Here is a 19,961-nt window from a genome sequence, read left to right as displayed (position 1 = left end):
GAGTTACCCCGGCAGGCTTAGCGTGTGTATTGGGCATGCCCGGCATTAAAGCTGTCAGTCAGGCTTTAGTCCGGGCAGGCAGTCGCCCTACTCAGGCGATATTCTCTATCTTCTCAATCTGGATATGATTGATGGCTTCGGGGTCACCTATCCAGAAGTAATAAAACTCGCGGGATACTGACAAAAACAGCTTTTGCGTGGGTTTCATGGTGAACATGCCCACGGTGGCATCCACCGCCTGGCGGTAGACCTTGTGATCCCGCTCATTGATATCCCTGAGCTTGAGCAGCAGCAGTTTCACCAAACGCACGCGGGTATCCACCATGCCCTGCTCTGCCCCTTCCTGCCGCAAGGCGTGGCTATAGGTTTTCAGCGGCCAGGTATCGGCCACGCCAAACTTTTCCTTATCCAGGGTCTGCCACAGGGTCTTGAGGTCTTGCTCTACTGGTTGAAACTTGACGGGATTGATCTCGAATTCCTGCCCGGCATTGAGGGCGGCGATCATTTTGATGTCCTGGTTCCAGAAGTGGAAATATTCACGCACCACGGACAGGAAGAAGGGCCATTGATTGCGGTCTATAACCGCGAGCAACTGCTCGACCGCCTCACGGTAGAGGCTGCCATCCGCAGGCTGGCCCATGATCGCGGGGATTAGCTGCTTGAGCCAATCTTCACGCTGAAGTAGCCCTTCCTGCGTTTCGCCTTTACTCTTTAATAGCTTGAGATAGGCATTAAGTGCTTCACGCTCGCGGGTATCGTTCATCGCTTTGTATTAAGGTTTAACCAATGACTTGTTACTGCAAAATCAGTGTAAGCGCAATGGCGGTAATGTCCAAATGAAATTTAAGGCTTGTGACCATTGCTGAGCGTCCCCATATGCAGCAACAATGGGGGCCCATAACCCTGATCAACAATATTCACCCAGAGTGACAACCAAAACTGGCAATCACTAATGACAGCCGCGTTTAAGGTCATTTAATATGGCGACAGCTGCACGGCCTACTGACGACTTATAGTCGTCTTAATTGATGGCTTATTTTTGAACCCGGCGAATTGGATATGGCATGACGAATGAACAGGCCCTGGCCTATATGCACACGCTGTTGCGCTCCATGTTGGAGAAGAAAGCCTCTGACCTCTTCATCTCGCGGATTTTCCACCCGCCATGAAGATAGACGGCAAAATGACCCCGGTGACGCAGCAGAAGCTCAGCGGCGAGCATACCCAGTCATTTGCCTATGCGCTGATGAACGAAAAACAGCGCAGTGAATTCGAGCACAGCAAGGAATGTAACTTTGCCATCTGGCCCAAGGAAATAGGCCGCTTCCGCGTCAATGTGTTTATCCAGCAAGAAAAAGTCGGCATGGTGCTGCGGACCATCACCACACAGATTCCACGTTTTGACGACCTGTCCCTGCCCCCAGTACTCAAGGATGTCATCATGTCCAAGCGCGGGCTGGTGATACTGGTGGGTGGCACAGGCTCTGGCAAATCCACCACACTGGCCGCCCTGATTGATTACCGTAATGAAAACAGCTACGGCCACATCATCACCGTGGAAGACCCGGTGGAATACGTACACCCGAGCAAGAATTGCCTGGTGACGCATCGTGAAGTCGGCCGCGATACCAATGACTGGTTCAGCGCGCTTAAGAACACCCTGCGCCAGGCACCAGACGTGATCCTGATTGGTGAAATCCGCGACCGCGAAACCATGGAATTTGCCATGGCCTTTGCCGAGACAGGTCACCTGTGCATGGCCACCCTGCATGCCAACAGCGCTAACCAGGCCATAGACCGCATCATCAACTTCTTCCCGGAAGAGCGCCATGCGCAACTGCATATGGATTTATCGCTCAACCTGCGCGGCTTTATCTCGCAACGCCTGGTGCCCACCAAAGGCGGCGGCCGCTGTGCAGCCATCGAAATTTTGCTCAACTCACCGCTGGTGGCCGATCTTATCCTCAAGGGCGAAACTGGCATGGTGAAAGAAGCCATGGCCAAATCAGTGGAGCTGGGCATGCAAACCTTTGACCAGGCCTTGTTCAACCTATGCGAGGAAGGCCGCATTAGCGAGGAGGATGCCCTGCGCAATGCCGATTCGCTCAATGAATTACGCCTGCGCTTCAAGCTGCATGGCAAAAATGCCGCCGCGCAGGATAACAGCGCCCGGGTAGACCAGCTCTCACTGCACGAGGAAACCCCGCCGGAAGAACCCAGCCCAGCTTTAAATCAATAAAGCTTTGAATCAATAAAGCGCTAAATCAATAGAACGTGAATCAATCATGGAAATGTATTTACTCATCCTGGCGCTTGTAGCCGCCTGGTATTGGATAGACAGCATAGGCAGCCGCGAACAAGCGATTGCCTGCGGTCAGGAACTGGCAGAACGCACCAACCTGCAATTGCTGGATGAAAGCGTGTCCTGCCGCAAGGTCTGGTTTGCGCGTAACAGCCGTGGCCGCCTGCAATTGCAGCGCACCTATCAATTTGAAGTCAGCGCCCATGGCAGTGACCGCATGGTCTGCGAGCTGGTGCTGCTAGGCCGTCACATGACCCAATGGCATATTCCGCCCTATCTGCAAGCCGTCAGCAGCAACCCGCTGTATTAACCCAGCAACGCTAGCCAGTTAACATTCATGGTCAAAGGCCGTTTTGCCCCCTCACCCACCGGCCCCTTGCACTTTGGCTCGCTGATTGCCGCAGTGGCCAGCTTTCTCGACGCCAAAAGCCGCCAGGGTGCCTGGCTATTGCGCATGGAAGACTTGGACACACCGCGTCAGGTGCCAGGCGCTGCCGATCTGATTCTGCATACCCTGGAAGATTACGGTTTTGAATGGGATGGCAAAGTCATCTACCAAAGCCAGCGTGATGATTATTACCAGGCGGCGCTAGAAACCCTGATCAGCCGCGGCCTGGTGTACCCCTGCGGTTGCTCGCGCAAGGAAATAGCCGATTCCGCCGTGCATGGCATTGATGGCCTGGTCTACCCCGGCACATGCAGGCACGGCCTAAGTGGCGACAAGCAGGCCAGAGCCTGGCGTGTACGCGTGGATGACACGCCCATCAGATTCACCGATGGTATACAAGGGCCGCAGTCACAGGTGCTAGCGCGAGATATTGGCGATTTTGTGCTCAAGCGTGCGGATGGCTTGTTTGCCTACCAGTTGGCAGTGGTGGTGGATGATGAACTACAAGGCATCAGCCACGTGGTACGTGGCGCTGACCTGCTGGATTCAACCCCCAGACAGATTTACCTGCAGCATGCCCTGAGCTATAGCAGCCCAGCCTACCTGCATGTGCCTGTCGCCGCCAACGCGGCAGGAGAAAAACTCAGCAAGCAAACCCTGGCACAACCACTGAATGGCACAGACAGAACTAGAGATCTTTGGCAGGTGCTGCACTTTCTCGGGCAAGCGCCACCAGTAGCTTTACAGCAGGAAAACTTGAGCAGCGTCTGGCAGTGGGCAATGCTGCATTGGAGCGTGGATCAGGTGCCACGCCAACGCAGTTTGACGCTATAGCGAGTTGATAGATTCAACGTCGCCAAATCTTCTTTGATTCTAAGAAACCGCTGCAGGCGCTAGCCAATTTGAAACAACTTGTTGCGCAAGATTGACCGTATTTATTGCCTGCTTGCAGGTAGATTAGGTCTGTTTAAATAATGAAAACAGTGGGCACAAAAATCACAGTGTATTGGATGTCCTCGCTGCATTATCCATCGTTCTGGAGATTGATCACATGCGGGGCATTTAATGGTGAAGTTATCAAATATCAAAGATATTATTAAGATAAATCCCAATGGAAATATCATAAAAAAAAAAGTATTTAATCTTGAATATCATATAGATAACCACTAGAAAAATAATGGAAATCAATAAAATTCGCTGAATCAGACCGTTACCTTTTTTATGTTTTTGCTTGGTTAACGCCCATTCAGCCAAAACTTTTTCATCTATTGTCGATTTATAAAGCATCATTTTCCGCTAGATCATTCACCGTACACTTTAATACCCCTATGGGCTTTCATGCTGCCATAGTGACCCAAGCGAGATAGCACGCAAACTCAGGATTTAATGATCCCCCGCCACCTCATCGCCAAACGCCTGGGGTGCTTCAGCAGATTTTACTGTTGGCGCTATCGCCATTTCCACCCGATTTCGGCCTGCCGCCTTGGCCCGGTACAAAGCCTTGTCTGCCATGCGTAACAGTTCATCAGCCCTGGTCGAATGATCAGGATAGAAAGCCAGACCAAATGAAGCACTTATCTGGCGTAGCGAGCGGCCAAAATGCTGCAATTGCAAGGCAAAGATAGCCACACGCAAACGCTCGGTACGTTCTTGCACCATCTCCATACTGGTTTCCGGGAAGATCAATACAAACTCTTCACCACCAAAACGACAGACAATGTCACTGGAGCGTGAGTTTGAGGTCAGTACCGCGCCTACTTCGCGCAGCAGGAAATCCCCGGCATCGTGGCCAAAGGTGTCATTGAATTGCTTGAAATGATCCAGATCGAGAATCACCACACCCAAGGAGCGTTGCTTGCGCTCGGCAATCGCCAGTTCGCGCTGTAGCGATTCTTCCATGTAGCGGCGATTGAACAGACCAGTCAAGGGATCGCGCACCGAAAGATTACGTAGGGTTTCTCGCAGTTTCATGCTGGCAAGCGCCAGTGCCACCTGGCTGGCCAGTGCATAAGCCAGTTTGCGCTGCACTTCTTCCAGCTTCTGGCCTTTATGGTTTTCCAGATGCAACACGCCCAGCACATTGCCTTGCGCCACGATGGGGATACACAGGCTGTATGCGCCAGGCACATCATGCAGATGCTTGCAGTTGAGGGAGTCATACATGCCACCCGTCATATGCGGCTCGCCGCGGCGCAGGGCCCAGCAGTCATCAGGCTGGAAGATGGGGTCACTTTGCAGCGCATCGCCCCAGCTGATTTTTTCTTCAATCTGGTTGCGTGATTCGCGGAATAAATAGATGGCCCCCGCATCCACATTGAGCAAGCGAATCGCAAACTGACGTATCACATCCAGCGATTCATCTATTTGTGAGCAAGCTTGCAGCAGGCTGCCAAGTTCGCCCATCAGCGAGAGGTTGTGCACGGTTATTTCGTTGAGCATCTGGCTTTCCAGCAAGCCTTTTTCCACCTTGCGGCGCTGCACAATCTCGCGGTACATATTGTTGAGAATAAAGGCCAGCAGCAGTAAAAACCCCATGCCAAATAACACCAGCATTACGCGCAACTGCGATTGTTTGGCATCACTGTTGTCCAGGCGCGATTTGAGCAATGCACTTTCATGCGCATGCATTTCCCCCAGCACAAAGCGCGCGCGCTCGAACAAGGGCACTGCCTTGCCACTGTATTCGGGGTAAGGAATGTTGCGGTCATCCAGATCGGAGATGCTGCGTACGGTGACGGTGATCAGTTTGGATAAGGTGTCATCAAGCTGATCCAGCCGGGTTTGCTGGTAGCTGTTGTCGCGCGTCATGCCTTCCAGCTGCGCTATTCTCTGCGGTATGCCCTGGCGCACATGCTGAACTGTAGCAAGTGCTCGGAGTGATGGCGGATAAAATAGCCTTTGCGGGCGATTTCCAGCGTGTCTATATCGCTGCGCAGCCTATGCAGTTGTTCCAGCACGCCGTAGGTGTGCTCCAGCCAGGCACGGGAGTTTTCCAGTTCGTGCATGGCGCGGCTGAACAGCCAGAAAAACAGCGGCACCATGGACATTGCCAGTATCAGGCAAACTGCCTGAGCTTGATAAAATTTGCCAACCTGAAGGGACGCCTAGACTGCGACACGTGGGAACCTCACTCGCATTGTTTTTATTGGTGGGAAAATTATATAGAAGAATCATTGTTTTATAAAAACCCGATTGAGAATGGCAAGCGGCATCATCGTCCCGGGGTTGGCAGTGGTATCATTCTGTTTTAGTAACAAGCAATTAACTCTCGGTATCCCATGCACATCAGTGACCAACTGCACCGTTTTATTTTCCAAAGCACGCCGATACGCGGCAACATTGTTCAACTGGATAATAGTTTTGTTCAATCATTGCAACATCACGATTTCCCACCCAAGTTACGTCAGGCCCTGGGCGAACTGATGGTGGCTGGCACCCTGCTGGCGGCTACCCTCAAGTTGCAAGGCGGTGCCTTGATATTGCAGGTGCAAGGCAAAGGGCCATTAAAACTATTGGTGGTGGAATGCACCGCCAATCTGGGCATACGAGCCACTGCCAAGTGGGAGGGTGATCTTTCTGCCATGGATTTCAGCGAGATGGTCAGCGATGGGCATTTTGTGATTACGCTGGACCCCAAGGATGGCGGTCAGTCCTATCAGGGCATAGTGCCGCTGGAAGGTGGCAGCGTGGCGGAGATTCTGGAGAATTATATGCAGCGCTCAGAGCAGATAGAGACGCGCATCTGGCTCAACTGTGATGGCAAACGCGCAGGCGGCATGCTGCTGCAAAAGCTGCCCGATACTGGCGGCTTTAGCGATGCCGAAATCAATCAGCCTTTGGACACGTTAGACACCCAGGCAGGTGATGCTGATGCCTGGAACCGTATCAATGTGCTCGCAGATACCGTCACGGATGAGGAATTGCTGGGCCTGAGCGCTCGCACCTTGCTGCGACGCTTGTTCCATGAAGAAGATATCCGTTTGTTCCCGGAACAGGATATACGCTTCCAGTGCACCTGTTCACGCGAAAGCGTGGGCAATATGCTGCGTATGCTGGGGCCTGATGAAGTGGCGGATATATTGGCTGAGCAGCACAATATTGATATCAATTGCGATTTTTGTAACACGGAATATCATTTTGATCAGGTCGATGCCGAGCAACTGTTCAGCAGCGAAATTGTGATTGCAGGCAACCAGATCAGGCATTAACTCGGCTTCAATCTCGCATACCTTAATCTGCCATATCTTGGTCTCAAAGACCTTGGCGCTTCAATGATCAACGCGCCAAGGTATACACCAGCCAGGCTTTAAGCCTGGCTTTTTGCTTTCTGGCGGCTGGCTTCAAACAAACACACCGCAGTAGCGGCTGCCGCATTGAGAGATTCCACCTGCCCTGCCATGGGGATGCGAACCTCGTGGCTGGCGGCGGCCACCAAGGCCTGGCCCAGGCCTGCGCCTTCGTTACCTATGATGAAAGCGGTAGGCTGCTTCAAATCCAACTCATATAAGGACTCACCCTGCAAGGTCGTGGCCAGCACCTGGCCGTCAAATGCCTGTACGGTCTCTACCAGCGGCGCACGTTCCACCAGCGGCAACACAAACTGCGCCCCCTGCCCGCCACGCAAAGCCTTGGGTGACCAGGCATCGGTACAGCCTGGTGAGAGATACACGCCCTGCACCCCTGCCGCCGCGGCAGAGCGCAACATGCTGCCCAGATTGCCTGGGTCCTGAATATCTTCCAGCATCAGCACAAAATCTGCCTGCTCGGGAATTTCCAATTGAGGAATATCCACCAGCGCCAATATGCCGCTGGGCGTGGCCACTGGGGAAAGCTCGGCAAACATCAAGGTGGTGAACATCACGGTGGGGATATCCTCCAGATGTTGCAGCAAACCTATGACCTCATTGGTGGATTCGCCCTCGGCGGTAATCAACAATTTGGGCATGCCGATATGCTCAATATACGCGTTGAGCAAATGCGCCCCATCCAGCAGGGTTTCATTGCTTTTGCGGCGTTCTCGCGCATTATCCGCCAGGCGTTTCAATTGCTTGAACAGGCTGTTGTCGCGGGAAGTGATATGTTTAAATGTCATGAAAACCACACAAGGCTTGTAATGCGAGCCATTTTAACCGATTCAGTGACTGAGATACCCTTGCAGCCTGAATTGATAGCCTCTTACCCCGCGGAGTATCCATGAACGACAAACAACTCGTCGCCATCACGGCAGCCAGCCAGGTGCAGGATGGCATGATAGTAGGCCTGGGCACAGGCTCCACCGCCAATTACTTTATTGAAGAGCTGGCCAGACGCCAACGTGAAGAAGGTCTCAATATCCGCGCTGCTGCCAGCTCGGTGGTCAGCGGCATCAAGGCAGAACAACTGGGCTTGCCCCTGATCGCCCTGGAGCACCTGAGCAGCATTGATCTCTATGTAGATGGCGCAGATGAAGTCAGCCCGGATTTAACCCTGCTCAAGGGCCGTGGCTATGACCTGGTGCGCGAAAAACTGCTGGCGCGTGCCGCGAAGCAGTTTGTAGTGCTGGTAGACCGCAGCAAGCAGGTGGGCCGCATAGGCGAGAAATTCCCTATCCCGGTGGAAGTCATGCCCGCAGCCTGGCGACTGGTACAGGCAAGTTTGCAAACCAGCTTTCAAGCCTTGGGAGGGCGTGCCGAGCTACGCCAGAACGCGGCCAAGGATGGCTGGGCCATCACTTCGCACGGCAGTCTGGTGCTGGATCTGGTGTTTGAAGCAGTGGCCGATCAGCAGCCGGAAACCCACTGGCTCAACCAGCAACTCAACAATATTCCCGGTGTGGTCGAGCATGGCATTTTTGTAGACCTCGCCAGCACCGTGCTGCTGGCTGACAACGGCAAGCTAGAGGAAATCCGTAAACCAGCATGAGAACAGACTTCATACTCAAGGCCATAGAGGCCGTTAATCAGGCTGTGCTCGCCAGCGAGGCCGAGCTTGAATCGCTAGACAGAGAAATAGGGGATGGCGATCACTTCATCAACCTCAAACGTGGCTGTGCGGCCTTGCTGGATATGCGCGAGGAGCTGGCAGCCTTGCCTGCCGATCAAGTGCTGCAACGCATGGGCATGAAGCTGCTTTCCACCATAGGGGGTGCCTCCGGCCCTTTGCTTGCGACTATTTTCATGACGCTGGCCAAGCACGAGAAAACAGAAACCGCCGACACCCTGCCCAAAATCGCGGCCGCTTTTGCGGCCAGCGTAGAAGCCGTCAAGCAACGTGGCAAGGCCGGCTTGGGTGAAAAAACCATGCTGGACACGCTGATTCCAGTGGCTGATACCTTTAGCCAGCTGAGCAATGCGGGTGAACCAGCCGATGCCATATACACGGCCATACAGCAGGCCGCCGAGCAAGGCATGCGCTCAACGCGCGACCTGATTGCCACCAAGGGCAGAGCCGCGTTTCTGGGTGAGCGTGCCATAGGCCATATCGATGCAGGCGCGCGCAGCAGCCAAATCATCATCCATACCATTGCAGAGCTGGCCAGAAAGCCCTTATAGCCAGACGCCAGAACCACCAACACACATAACAAGCAGCCTAAGCTGCAGCCAACCCTGACCGCGGAGGAGCGCATGAAAAAATTCATCAACGACGTCGATCAACTGCTGGTAGAAAGCCTGAGCGGCTTTGCCCGCGCCCATGCCGATATCGTCAGCCTGCATCTTGACCCTAACTTTGTTACTCGCAGGCATAAAGCTGAAAACAAGGTGGCCATCATCTCTGGCGGTGGCTCCGGCCATGAGCCTTTGCATACTGGCTATGTGGGCTATGGCATGCTGGATGCCGCCTGCCCTGGTCATGTGTTCACCTCGCCCTCGCCGGATCAAATGCTAGCCGCGGCCGAGGCCGTGCACGCAGGCAAAGGCGTGCTGTTTATCGTCAAGAATTACGCGGGCGATGTGATGAATTTTGAAATGGCGGCTGAAATGCTGCCATTTGAGCATGCCACGGTACTGACCAGTGACGATGTGGCGGTAGAAAACTCCACCTACACCACAGGCAGGCGCGGCGTGGCGGGTACAGTAATTGTCGAGAAAGTGGTCGGTAGCCTGGCGGAAACCGGAGCTGATCTCGCCGCCTGTAAAGCCCTGGGCGACAAGGTCAACAGCCGTACCGCCACTATGGGCGTGGCGCTGACCAGCTGTACCGTGCCTGCTGCCGGGCGCCCTACTTTTGATATTGCCGACAACGAGCTGGAAATGGGCGTAGGCATACACGGTGAACCGGGTCGCAGACGCGAGGCCATGCGTCAGGCAGATGCCATTGTGCAAGATTTGGTTGATGCCATCCTGCATGATCTCAAGCCCGCCAGTGGCAGCGAAATTCTGTTGCTGGTGAATGGTTTTGCCGCTACCCCACTAATGGAGCTTTATCTGCTCTACAACAGCGCCGCAGGTTTACTTGAAGCGCAGGGCCTGAAAATCAGCCGCTCTCATGTAGGCAACACCACCACCGCGCTGGATATGGCGGGGGCATCGATTACCGTCTGTCTGCTGGATGATGAAATTCGCCAGCATTGGGATAGCCCGGTGCATACCGCAGGGCTGCGCTGGCAGCTTTGATTAAGAAAGGCCGTGTATCTTTAGTATCCCTGACAGCGCTCAGGGCATGCGCTGCATGGCCATGACTTTGCGCCCCAGCGCCAGATAACTTGCCAGTCTCTGCGCAAGAAAATCTGGTAACTGCGGGCCAGAGACGGCACTAAAACCCGCCTGGGCGTAGAACGCGCCCAGGTGATCATAAGGCAGGCAGTAACAAGGCTCCTGCCCCACCTGCGCCACCAGCCCGGCTAACAGGCGTGAACCCAGGCCCTGGCGACGAAATGCAGCCTGTATCTGCATGCCGCGTAACACCAGCACCCCATGCTCTCTACACAGCCGCCCTACGCCCACGATATTGGTAGCCGATTTTGCTATCACCACCTGATCATCCTCGCGTATGGCCGCGCCCTCATAACCGCAGCTATCGTAAAAAGCCTGCGCCAGCGCAAACTCGCTGGGCAGCGCAAGCATAATCTGGGTAGCTATATCCGTAGACTGCGCGTGCATGCTGGGGGCTATCAAGGCTTTAATCCAATCTGGCAGGCAAGTGACAAGAACCAAGATGGTAACTGAGTTTGGCGCTGCCAGCGCAAGCGCATTACCCGCTTGAAAACTGGTGGCAAAAGCACGGGTGGTATACTGCAAGACCTCAACACCATCCCAGCCCATAGATGCCTATGCCTAACGCCATTACCCAGCTTGTTGCGCCCAGTCTGCTGATGACTGCATTGACACTGCTGCTGCCCAGCACCGCGCTGGCGCTGAATGAGATCAAACCTGGCCAGTGGGAAACCTCAGTACAGATGCAGGGCATGCCCGCCATTTCTGCCGAGCAGCTAGAGCAATTACGCCAGTTTGGCATTGACTTACCCGTCTCCGGCAATGCCATCGTCACCCAGCAGTGCATTACGCCTGAGCAGGCCAAGCTCAAGCAGCCCCTGCTGCCGCAGACTGAAGATGGCTGTAGCGTACGCAACTATCAACACCAGGGCAGCAAGCTCAGTGGTGAGCTGGTGTGCAATGGCAATATCAAGGGCAATGGCCGCTTTGACATGACATTGCTGAGTGACAGCGCTTTTGAAGGCAAGCTCAGCATGCAGGGTAGCACCCAGGGCATGCCCGTCAACCAGAACTCCAATGTCGCAGGCAAATGGCTCAAAGCCAAGTGTGATGCCGACTTGCCCACTTACCAACCCTGATGATGCTGCAAGCGCAAGCCATCATCCGCACTTACCCCTAAGTATTAAGGCCATTCCATGCAATTAGAACGTATCCTCCACGCCCAGGGCTTTGGCTCACGCAAGTTATGCCGTAGCCTGATTCGCCATGGCGAAGTCAGCGTCAATGGCCAGCCCTGTGATTTCCCCTTTGAAGAGTTTGATACCGAGCAGCTGGAATTCACGGTGCGCGGCGTCACCTGGCAATACCGCACCCAGGCTTATCTCATGCTCAACAAACCTGCACATTATGAGTGCTCGCATAAGCCGCAACATCACCCCAGCATTTTCAGCCTGCTGCCCGCCCCACTGCTGGAGCGTGGCGTGCAGTGCATAGGCCGGCTGGATGAAGACACCACAGGCTTGCTTCTGCTGTCTGACGACGGCCAGTTTATCCACCGCATGAGTTCACCCAAGTGGAAGGTGCCCAAGGTATATGCCGTAACCACCAAGCACCCGCTGGACGATGCGCAATTGCAGGCGCTATTGCAGGGCGTACAACTACTGGACGAGCCTGGCCCTATCGCCGCGCTGGCTGCAGAACAACAAGATAGCCATCTCTTGCACCTGACCCTGGCAGAAGGCAAATACCATCAGGTCAAGCGTATGCTGGCCGCAGTGAGTAACCGAGTAGAAGCCTTGCAGCGTATACGCATAGGGGCGCTGGATTTGCCTGCCGATCTGGCACCGGGCGAATGGCGCTGGCTGGATGCCGATATGCTGGCTGCGGCCAGCCCGCAGCGTAGCGCCTAGCCAAAGCACCCTCCACTCACCCACACCTACACTGAACCCCAGGCAGCAAATGCCTGGCGGTTCAATGTCTTGGGCCAATTTTCAGCCGCGCAGATGCTGTTGGCATTTGACAGCCCTGCGCTGTTTTCGCGTATACTCCAGACTTCCCTGCATTTCTTCCAATCCTTGCAGCGGTCTCAATGTAATACCCTCTTTTGCTGTCTGCCTAGATTGGAGTTATGTCACGTAACAGGCCGACAAAAAACCCTTGAAAATACTGGAGTTTTAGTTTGTCTTCTGATGTGAGCATCGCGCTGTCCCCTATCCAATTTTCCGATCTTGGCCTGGCAGAGCCGATTCTGCGTGCTATTGCCGATACCGGTTACACCCACCCCACCCCTATTCAGGCGCAAGCATTCCGCTGGTGTTGAACGGCGGCGATCTGATGGCGGGCGCGCAGACCGGCACTGGCAAGACCGCTGGCTTTACCCTGCCTGTGCTGCATCTGCTGCACAGCAAACCCCTCAAGGCCGAGGCTGGCAAACCACGTTGCCTGATTTTGACACCTACGCGTGAACTTGCCGCCCAGGTTGAAGAATCGGTGCAGACTTATGGCAAGCACCTCAAGCTTAAGTCCATGGTGATGTTTGGCGGTGTGGGCATCAACCCGCAGGTCGAGCGCCTGAAAAAGCCGCTGGATATTCTGGTGGCCACCCCAGGCCGCCTGCTGGATCATGCGCAACAAAAAAACCTGGATCTCTCCGCCGTTGAAATCCTGGTGCTGGACGAGGCCGACCGCATGCTGGATATGGGCTTTATCCGCGATATCAAGCGCGTATTGGCCCTGCTGCCCAAGGTCAGGCAAAACCTGCTGTTCTCCGCCACCTTCTCTGATGAAATCAAGGAGTTGGCAGACAATCTATTGCACAACCCCGGTTTTGTTGAAGTGGCACGTCGCAATACCGCTTCTGAGCTGGTTGAACAAACCGTGCACCTGGTGAATCAGGCGCACAAGCGTGAGCTGATGGCCCACCTGATACGCCAGCATGACTGGAAACAAGTACTGATCTTTACGCGCACCAAGCATGGTGCCAACCGCCTGGCGGAAAAGCTCAGCAAGGATGGCATTGCCGCTGCCGCGATTCATGGCAACAAGAGCCAATCTGCACGTACCAAGGCATTGGCTGAATTCAAGGATGGCACCCTGCCCGTGCTGGTAGCCACCGACATTGCCGCACGTGGTCTGGATATCGACCAACTGCCACAAGTGGTCAATTTTGAACTACCCAACGTACCTGAAGACTATGTACACCGCATAGGCCGTACTGGCCGTGCTGGGGCCACAGGTGCTGCCGTATCTCTGGTGGATGCCGAAGAAATCAAGCTGCTGAAAGGCATTGAACGCCTGATCAAGCGCGAGATTCCCCGCGTGGAAGTCACAGACTTTGTGCCCAGCGAAAAACCCGTAGCAGAAACCCGTGCCGAGCGCCCTGAACGCCCAGCCCGTCAGCCTAGAGCTCAGGGTTCTGGCCAGGGTAGAAACCAATCACAGCGCCAAGGTTCTGGCCAGAACCAGGGTCAAGGCCAACAGCCAGGCCAAGGCCGCCAGAGCCGCAATGAGAACCGCAATGGCGGTCAAGATGCACGCGCTGGCAAGCCGCGCCAGGGTCAAGGTCAAGGTCAAGGTCAGCCACAAGGCAATCGCCAAGGGCCCAATGCCAACCGTCAAGGTCAGGATAACCGCGCCCCCAGGAAAGCTGGCGGCCAAGGTAATAGCCAAGGCGCTGGTCAAGATCAAGGCCGAGCAGAAAAGCCTGCCAAGCCGGAAAAATTCATGTCTGAAGCCGCACGTCACCAGGCCATGCCCCAGGTTGGCTTGTTTGTGCCGCCGCAGCCACCCAAGCGTCAATTCAACAACAACGGCAACTCGGGACGTCCCAACCGTGGTCGCCGTTAAGCTGAGTGCTCAACATTAACTCCGCCTTGTTAATACAACACTGTTGATTCAACACCATGTCGGCAAGCCCAGCTCAGCAACTCCTTGAGCTTACCTTTGGCTATAGCGCCTTCCGTGGGCAGCAAGAAGCCATCGTCAACCATGTAGCCTCGGGTGGCGATGCGCTGGTGCTGATGCCCACGGGTGGCGGCAAATCCCTGTGTTATCAATTGCCCGCCCTGCTGCGTAGTGGGGTAGGTATTGTGGTATCGCCCTTGATCGCCTTGATGCAGGATCAGGTAGATGCCTTGCGCCAATTGGGCGTCAATGCCGCTTTTCTTAATTCCAGCCTGGATGCAGAAACCGCCAGAGCCACCTTTCTGGCGCTGATGCGTGGCGAAATTCAGCTGCTATATGTCGCGCCAGAGCGGCTGTTGACTCAAAGTTTTCTCAGTACCCTGCACGATATTGAGCAGCGCATAGGCATAGCGCTGTTTGCGATTGATGAGGCGCATTGCGTCTCGCAATGGGGCCATGATTTCCGTCCAGAATATCGCCAGCTCACCGTGCTGCATGAAGTCTTCCCCAGCGTACCGCGTATTGCGCTCACTGCCACTGCCGACATGCCCACGCGTAACGAGATTGTCGAGCGCCTGGGCCTGCAGGAAGCCAGGCAGTTTGTCTCCAGTTTCGACCGCCCCAATATCCGTTACCGCGTTGCGCTCAAGGATAATGCCCGCAAGCAGTTGCAGGCCTTTCTGGAGGCGGAGCATAGCAATGATGCAGGCATCGTCTATTGCCTGTCACGGCGCAAAGTCGAGGAAACTGCGGCCTGGATGCAACAGCAGGGCTGGGATGCCCTGGCTACCATGCCGGGCTGGATGCCAGCATACGTCAGGCCAATCAGCAGCGTTTTCTGCGTGAGGAAGGCGTCATCATGGTGGCGACCGTGGCGTTTGGCATGGGCATAGACAAACCCAATGTACGTTTTGTCGCCCATCTTGATCTGCCAAAAAGCATGGAAGGCTATTACCAGGAAACCGGGCGTGCCGGGCGCGATGGCTTGCCCGCAGATGCCTGGATGGTCTACGGCCTGGGCGATGTAGTCAGCATGCGCCAGATGCTGGAAGGTAGTGACACGCCGGAAGAACGCAAACGGCTGGAACAGCAGAAGCTCAATGCCTTGCTGGGTTATTGCGAATCCACCGCCTGCCGCCACCAGACCATATTGCGTTACTTCTCGGAAGAACATCCAGGCGATTGCCAGCAATGCGACAACTGCCTGCACCCGGTAGAAACCTGGGATGGCACCGAGGCGGCGCGCATGGCGCTTTCCTGCGTCTATCGCAGTGGCCAGCGTTTTGGTGCCGGGCATTTGATTGATATTTTGCTGGGCAAGGCTACCGCGCAGGTCACACGATTCCAGCACAATACCTTGTCTACATTTGGCATAGGCCAAAGCCTCAACCAAGCACAATGGAGCAGCGTGTTCAGGCAATTGGTAGCGGCAGGCTTTTTAGAGGCCGATATGGAAGCCTATGGCGGCTTGCGCCTTACCGCGCTGGCCAGGCCATTGCTCAAGGGCGAGACCAATATCTGGCTCAGGCGCGATCCGCAGACCAGCAAACTGAGCAAGGCTGAGCGTGCCAGTCGGCATAAGGAAGCCTTTGCCGGGGCCAATGACGACCCCTTATGGCAAGCACTCAAAGCCAAGCGCATGGAATTGGCACGTGAGCAGGAAGTGCCGCCTTATGTCATCTTCCATGACAGCACCCTGCTGGAAATACTCAATCAACGCCCCGGCAGCCTCACCGAGATGAGCCGCATCAGCGGCGTAGGAGCTGCCAAGCTGGAGCGCTACGGCGATGCCTTCCTTGAGGTGCTGGAAGAATTTGCGCGCTGAGGTCAGCTGACTGCTGATTTGCAGTAATATCGCGTCATCGCAGGAAATTTCTGGCAGGCACTGCCTGTCATAGCCTGAGCCTCAACTTCTTTTCCCTCTATGCGCACACCTTTCTACACCCTACTCCTGGCCCTGGTACTCACCCTGGGACAATCTGCCTGTGCAGGCAAAGATACGCCCAAGGGGCTGACCCCGGTCAAGGATTTCAAGGCTGATCAGTATTTGGGAATCTGGTATGAAATTGCCAGGCTGGATCATTCCTTCGAGCGTGGCCTGCAACAAGTGACCGCCACTTACAGCAAGCGTGAGGATGGTGGGCTGAAAGTCATCAACCGCGGATACAACGTGGAAAAACAGCAATGGGAAGAAGCCGAGGGCAAGGCTTATTTTGTTGATGGCGCAGACACAGGCAAGCTCAAGGTGTCGTTCTTTGGGCCTTTCTACGGCGCTTACAACATCATTGTGCTGGACAAGGTCAATTACAATTTCGCGTTAGTCGCCGGGCCGGATCGCGACTATCTCTGGATATTGTCGCGCTCGCCGCAGCTACCCTTCCCGGTCAAGGCCGAGCTGGTAGCCCGCGCGCAGGCCCTGGGGTTTGATACCAGCAAGCTGATCTATGTTGATCAGCTTGGCCCGGCAGCAACAAAAATCCCGCATAGCGATACCATGCGGGATAAGGACTGAGTGGCTGGCTCAGTCAGGATTCGACCAGGTTCTGGATCTAAGGTGTGATCTAGCCTAGCTCTTGAGCGTTTTTATAGTGTGAGCTGCTTAGCTTTTCACCAGCAGATTGTTCTTCACAGACTTGACGCCTTCCACAGACTTGGCAATCTCGCCAGCCTTCTGGATTTGCACCTTGCTGTTAACGAAACCGCTCAGCTGTACCACGCCCTTGAAGGTTTCTACGCTGACCTGTAGGCCACCAAAGCCTTCTTCCTTGACGATGTTGGCTTTGACCTTGGCAGTGATAGTGCTGTCATCAACGACGCGACCAACATTCTTTTTCTGCTGCGCAGTTTTGTAGTCGCTATATTCCTGCTGGGTCAGTTTGGCGTCCTTGTTTTTGTCGGCAGCGTTGAAATGCTCCTTGGTATAGAAGCTGTCACGGCTGGCCTCAGAGGCATTGAGATGACCATCACCATTGGTGTCCAATTCGTGGAATTGTTTAACATCAGGGCTTTGATTGAGCTCTTCCGAGATCGATACCGCAAGCACACTACCTGCACCCAGGCTGCAAGTCAGCGCCAAGGCCATGGCGGCGGCACGTGAAGTATTGAATGTTTTTTTAAGTGTTTTATGCATGATGCTATCCTCTGGTTGACCATCCCACTGCGGGAATGTGTAGGCGCATCTTAACTGCCTGGCCGCTATAGATAAGTCAGGCACTTGCTGTAATTGCTGTCAGCGCATGCTGACATTTGTTGGGCAGTCATACAGGCATTAGCGCCCTACCCTTAAACCATCTCATCACATATGAACCCGGCCAGGCTAGCCCGCATGGGTCGCCTTTTTCAGCCAGCTGGGTTAGAGTCACGGCCCTCAGCCATGGCCTTTGCAACAGGCATAATCGAATAAGGAAATATCGACCATGACAGTGTTACTTCCCTCTTGCACTTCCCGCGCAGCTACACCAAGTAAATCTCTACTGAGCAATGCTAACGTCAGCAAACCCAAAATCACTTTTGTGCCGCTGGCAGCAGCAACGCTGATGCTGAGCTTGTTGGGATTTAGCGCTGCCAGTCATGCTGAGGTGGAAGAAGATGGCCGCTTCTGGCTTAACCTGACCATGGAAGGCAGTCTGTCGCAGGAGCACAAGCTGCTGGTATATGGAATTGCAACCCCGCTTTAAAGAAGAAGGCCGTGAGCACGATCAGACGCTTATCCGCCCGGCCATCAACTACAAGCTATCAGACCGTGCCAGCATCTGGCTCGGGTATGCCGATGTCAGAACCCACGCTGCCAGCGGCACCAATCATGAACAACGCTGGTGGCAGCAGTTTCTCTACACCTTCCCACCCACCGCCAGTGGCATCGTACTCACCAGCCGCACCCGCTTTGAACAACGCAATTTTGATATTGGTGATGACACGGGTTATCGCGTGCGCCAGTTAGTCAGGGCTATCAAGAAGGTGAATGGCAGTGACAGCCTAAGCTGGCTGGTGTGGGATGAGTTGTTTATCAGCACCCGCAGTACAGACTGGGGTGCCTTGAGTGGCTTTGACCAGAACCGCGCATTTGCAGGGATTGCCTGGCAGGCAGCACCCAATGCCAGGCTGGAAGTGGGTTACGTCAATCAATATGTGCGCGGGCAGAATCTGGATCGCATGAACCATATCCTGTCCACCTCGCTGTTTCTACGCTTCTAAGTCATGGCTCTGACAACCCTGACTTGGCTGGCAAAGTTAGGGATGTCAGGCTAAATCTTGATGTCCGCTTCCAGCTTGATCGGGATAATGGCCAGCAGATGGAAGCCTTGCCCGGGGGCGGTAGTAATCTCCACGCGCCCACCTATGGCCATGATGCGATTACGTATGCCTGAGAGTCCATGCGTGGTCGAATGGTTGCTGTTAAGGCTGGCACCCACGCCGTTGTCTTCAATCTCCAGCTTGAGATAATCCAGCGCATCTATCATATGCACCAGCACCTTGCTGGCCTGGGCATACTTGCTGGCGTTATTGAGGGTTTCCTGCACTACGCGGTAGGCAATCAGGTTAATGGTTTCCGGCAAGTCCAGGGTTTCATCCGGCAAAATCACATCCATCTGCCATTGATTGCGCTCGGCCATATCATCTATCAGGGATTTCAGCGCAGGCCAGAAGCCAAAGGTGGTGATAATGGAAGGATGCAGGTTCTGCACCACCTGACGCTTGAACTGTATGCCCTGATTGAGATAGCGCATAGTCTTGTCCAGCTTCTCAACAATTTCCGGGTCAAAATCCTTGACCTTGCGCATGGTCCAGGAAATGTCCATTTTAGTCGCGGTCAGGATAGAACCCAATTCATCATGCAACTCGCGTGCAAGCTTTTGCCGCGCGCGTTCAACATCAGACTGATAATCCAGCGCCAGGGTTTTCATCAGATGTGAGCTGGAGCGTATGCGCTCTTCGTACACCTCACAATCGCGTATCAACTGCTGGCGCAATTGATCCCGATTGGTCATTTCATGTATCAGCTGACGTATCACCATAATCACCAGCAACAACAGAATCAGCGCGCTGCCAATCACCGCAATGCGGGTAACGCCTATGGTGTGATCGCGCTTGCGGATCAAATTGGCCTGCGCCTGCGCTTGCTGCTCCAGCAGCATTTGCGTGTACTGCATGAATTTGGCCATTTCAAACACGCCTTGATCCAGCTTGACCACATGCAAGGCCTCTTCATCCTTGCCGGATTGCAGCAAGGAAATGGCGAGGCGCATTTCGGCATTCTTGGCTTCCAGGCTGGAGTTAAGCGTAATCAGCCAGTTTTGCTCTTGCTTGCCGGGCATGGCGGCATTCTTGCTGGTCACCAGGCCCTCGATATTTTTCAGGTGACGCCTGGCCTCTTCCATGGCCTGATCAAAATCGCGTATCAAACCATCACGCTTGCTGAGGATATATCCGCGCTGCGCGCTTTCGGCCCGTAGCAAGCTGCTGCGCAATTGCTCCAGTGAGACGATATTGCGCTGCACCTGGCCTATCTGCTCACTCTGCTGTCCCAATGCCAGCAACCAGGCATCGGTGAACACCACAGATAACAAGGCCAATATCATGGAGGCAAACAGAATGGCAATGACGCGACCACCCAGCCGCTTCACTACACGGTCGCCCCAAGCCAGTATTTTTTCCTTGATGGTTGTATTCACGGTGTCGAGTTCATGTTTTGGCAATTGCCTTGTAAGCCTTGTCTTACATTGAATTCAGTACTTGT

Annotated in this window: 18 protein-coding genes and 3 pseudogenes; 14 read left to right on the top strand and 7 right to left on the bottom strand. The window is 54.5% G+C overall.

Annotated elements, in window-relative coordinates; all coding sequences use genetic code 11:
* Positions 1 to 91 precede the first annotated feature (91 nt).
* Positions 92 to 763, bottom strand: a complete 672-nt coding sequence (locus JCM2850_RS01320; RefSeq protein WP_025869487.1) for a hypothetical protein — start codon at positions 761 to 763, stop codon at positions 92 to 94.
* A gap of 301 nt (positions 764 to 1,064) precedes the next feature.
* On the opposite strand from JCM2850_RS01320, the pseudogene JCM2850_RS16285 reads away from it, so the two are divergent.
* From JCM2850_RS16285 to gluQRS, 3 genes and pseudogenes are all read left to right on the top strand, one after another.
* Positions 1,065 to 2,239, top strand: a pseudogene (locus tag JCM2850_RS16285) (PilT/PilU family type 4a pilus ATPase).
* Between the two features lie 46 nt (positions 2,240 to 2,285).
* A complete protein-coding gene (locus JCM2850_RS01310) occupies positions 2,286 to 2,612 on the top strand; it encodes a DUF3301 domain-containing protein (protein WP_025869486.1) in 327 nt (108 codons plus the stop codon).
* Positions 2,613 to 2,639: 27 nt separating this feature from the next.
* Entirely contained in the window at positions 2,640 to 3,524 is an 885-nt protein-coding gene (gene gluQRS / locus JCM2850_RS01305; protein WP_025869485.1) for a tRNA glutamyl-Q(34) synthetase GluQRS, read from the top strand.
* 549 nt (positions 3,525 to 4,073) lie between these two features.
* Here the strand turns inward: gluQRS and JCM2850_RS16280 are convergent.
* Together JCM2850_RS16280 and JCM2850_RS01290 are read right to left on the bottom strand one after the other, a co-directional pair.
* A complete protein-coding gene (locus JCM2850_RS16280; protein WP_148301159.1) occupies positions 4,074 to 5,498 on the bottom strand; it encodes a sensor domain-containing diguanylate cyclase in 1,425 nt (474 codons plus the stop codon).
* Between the two features lie 14 nt (positions 5,499 to 5,512).
* Complete coding sequence (locus JCM2850_RS01290; protein ID WP_148301158.1) at positions 5,513 to 5,731, bottom strand: CHASE3 domain-containing protein; 219 nt, start codon at positions 5,729 to 5,731, stop codon at positions 5,513 to 5,515.
* A gap of 237 nt (positions 5,732 to 5,968) precedes the next feature.
* Here JCM2850_RS01290 and hslO point away from each other — a divergent pair, with 237 nt between their 5' ends.
* Positions 5,969 to 6,898, top strand: coding sequence for an Hsp33 family molecular chaperone HslO (gene hslO / locus JCM2850_RS01285; protein WP_025869481.1), 930 nt, complete (start codon positions 5,969 to 5,971; stop codon positions 6,896 to 6,898).
* A gap of 98 nt (positions 6,899 to 6,996) precedes the next feature.
* On the opposite strand, the gene JCM2850_RS01280 is transcribed toward hslO, so the two are convergent.
* Positions 6,997 to 7,782: a TrmH family RNA methyltransferase gene (locus JCM2850_RS01280; protein WP_025869480.1), complete on the bottom strand. Its 786-nt coding sequence runs from the start codon at positions 7,780 to 7,782 to the stop codon at positions 6,997 to 6,999.
* Between the two features lie 101 nt (positions 7,783 to 7,883).
* Here JCM2850_RS01280 and rpiA point away from each other — a divergent pair, with 101 nt between their 5' ends.
* The 3 genes from rpiA to dhaK all read left to right on the top strand — a co-directional run bounded on the left by rpiA (position 7,884) and on the right by dhaK (position 10,282).
* A complete protein-coding gene (gene rpiA / locus JCM2850_RS01275; protein ID WP_025869479.1) occupies positions 7,884 to 8,591 on the top strand; it encodes a ribose-5-phosphate isomerase RpiA in 708 nt (235 codons plus the stop codon).
* On the top strand, positions 8,588 to 9,220 hold the full coding sequence (gene dhaL / locus JCM2850_RS01270) for a dihydroxyacetone kinase subunit DhaL (RefSeq protein WP_025869478.1): 633 nt from the start codon (positions 8,588 to 8,590) through the stop codon (positions 9,218 to 9,220). Before rpiA ends, dhaL begins: the two co-directional genes overlap by 4 nt.
* A gap of 72 nt (positions 9,221 to 9,292) precedes the next feature.
* Positions 9,293 to 10,282 (top strand): dihydroxyacetone kinase subunit DhaK, encoded by a 990-nt coding sequence (gene dhaK / locus JCM2850_RS01265; RefSeq protein ID WP_025869477.1) that lies wholly within the window; start codon positions 9,293 to 9,295, stop codon positions 10,280 to 10,282.
* 39 nt (positions 10,283 to 10,321) lie between these two features.
* Here the strand turns inward: dhaK and JCM2850_RS16275 are convergent, their stop codons facing one another.
* Complete coding sequence (locus JCM2850_RS16275; RefSeq protein WP_159105107.1) at positions 10,322 to 10,906, bottom strand: GNAT family N-acetyltransferase; 585 nt, start codon at positions 10,904 to 10,906, stop codon at positions 10,322 to 10,324.
* A gap of 32 nt (positions 10,907 to 10,938) precedes the next feature.
* Between JCM2850_RS16275 and JCM2850_RS01255 the strand changes: the two genes are divergently transcribed.
* The 5 genes and pseudogenes from JCM2850_RS01255 to JCM2850_RS01235 all read left to right on the top strand — a co-directional run bounded on the left by JCM2850_RS01255 (position 10,939) and on the right by JCM2850_RS01235 (position 16,736).
* Positions 10,939 to 11,460 carry a DUF3617 domain-containing protein gene (locus JCM2850_RS01255; protein ID WP_025869475.1) on the top strand — a complete coding sequence of 174 codons (522 nt, stop codon included), beginning with the start codon at positions 10,939 to 10,941 and terminating at the stop codon, positions 11,458 to 11,460.
* Between the two features lie 57 nt (positions 11,461 to 11,517).
* The gene (locus JCM2850_RS01250) at positions 11,518 to 12,231 is read left to right on the top strand and encodes a pseudouridine synthase (RefSeq protein WP_025869474.1); all 714 of its coding nucleotides are present in this window, start codon (positions 11,518 to 11,520) and stop codon (positions 12,229 to 12,231) included.
* A gap of 269 nt (positions 12,232 to 12,500) precedes the next feature.
* A pseudogene (locus tag JCM2850_RS16270) lies at positions 12,501 to 14,167 on the top strand (DEAD/DEAH box helicase).
* Between the two features lie 56 nt (positions 14,168 to 14,223).
* Positions 14,224 to 16,049 (top strand): annotated as a pseudogene (recQ, locus tag JCM2850_RS16265) (DNA helicase RecQ).
* A 99-nt stretch (positions 16,050 to 16,148) separates the two neighbouring features.
* The gene (locus tag JCM2850_RS01235) at positions 16,149 to 16,736 is read left to right on the top strand and encodes a lipocalin family protein (RefSeq protein WP_025869473.1); all 588 of its coding nucleotides are present in this window, start codon (positions 16,149 to 16,151) and stop codon (positions 16,734 to 16,736) included.
* An 87-nt stretch (positions 16,737 to 16,823) separates the two neighbouring features.
* Here the strand turns inward: JCM2850_RS01235 and JCM2850_RS01230 are convergent, their stop codons facing one another.
* Complete coding sequence (locus JCM2850_RS01230) at positions 16,824 to 17,354, bottom strand: BON domain-containing protein (protein ID WP_036265337.1); 531 nt, start codon at positions 17,352 to 17,354, stop codon at positions 16,824 to 16,826.
* Between the two features lie 286 nt (positions 17,355 to 17,640).
* On the opposite strand from JCM2850_RS01230, the gene JCM2850_RS22215 reads away from it, so the two are divergent.
* Complete coding sequence (locus tag JCM2850_RS22215) at positions 17,641 to 17,901, top strand: hypothetical protein (RefSeq protein ID WP_234406019.1); 261 nt, start codon at positions 17,641 to 17,643, stop codon at positions 17,899 to 17,901.
* Complete coding sequence (locus JCM2850_RS16260) at positions 17,879 to 18,418, top strand: DUF2490 domain-containing protein (RefSeq protein ID WP_051525214.1); 540 nt, start codon at positions 17,879 to 17,881, stop codon at positions 18,416 to 18,418. Before JCM2850_RS22215 ends, JCM2850_RS16260 begins: the two co-directional genes overlap by 23 nt.
* A gap of 50 nt (positions 18,419 to 18,468) precedes the next feature.
* Here JCM2850_RS16260 and JCM2850_RS01220 read toward each other — a convergent pair whose 3' ends face one another.
* Positions 18,469 to 19,896: a sensor histidine kinase gene (locus JCM2850_RS01220; protein WP_025869471.1), complete on the bottom strand. Its 1,428-nt coding sequence runs from the start codon at positions 19,894 to 19,896 to the stop codon at positions 18,469 to 18,471.
* Positions 19,897 to 19,961 lie beyond the last annotated feature (65 nt).

Source organism: Methylobacillus glycogenes JCM 2850 (assembly GCF_000617925.1).
In the GTDB taxonomy this organism is placed as follows: Bacteria; Pseudomonadota; Gammaproteobacteria; order Burkholderiales; family Methylophilaceae; genus Methylobacillus; species Methylobacillus glycogenes.
The sequence above is the reverse complement of the archived record's forward strand: the minus strand, read 5'-3'. Positions and strand labels throughout refer to the sequence as shown.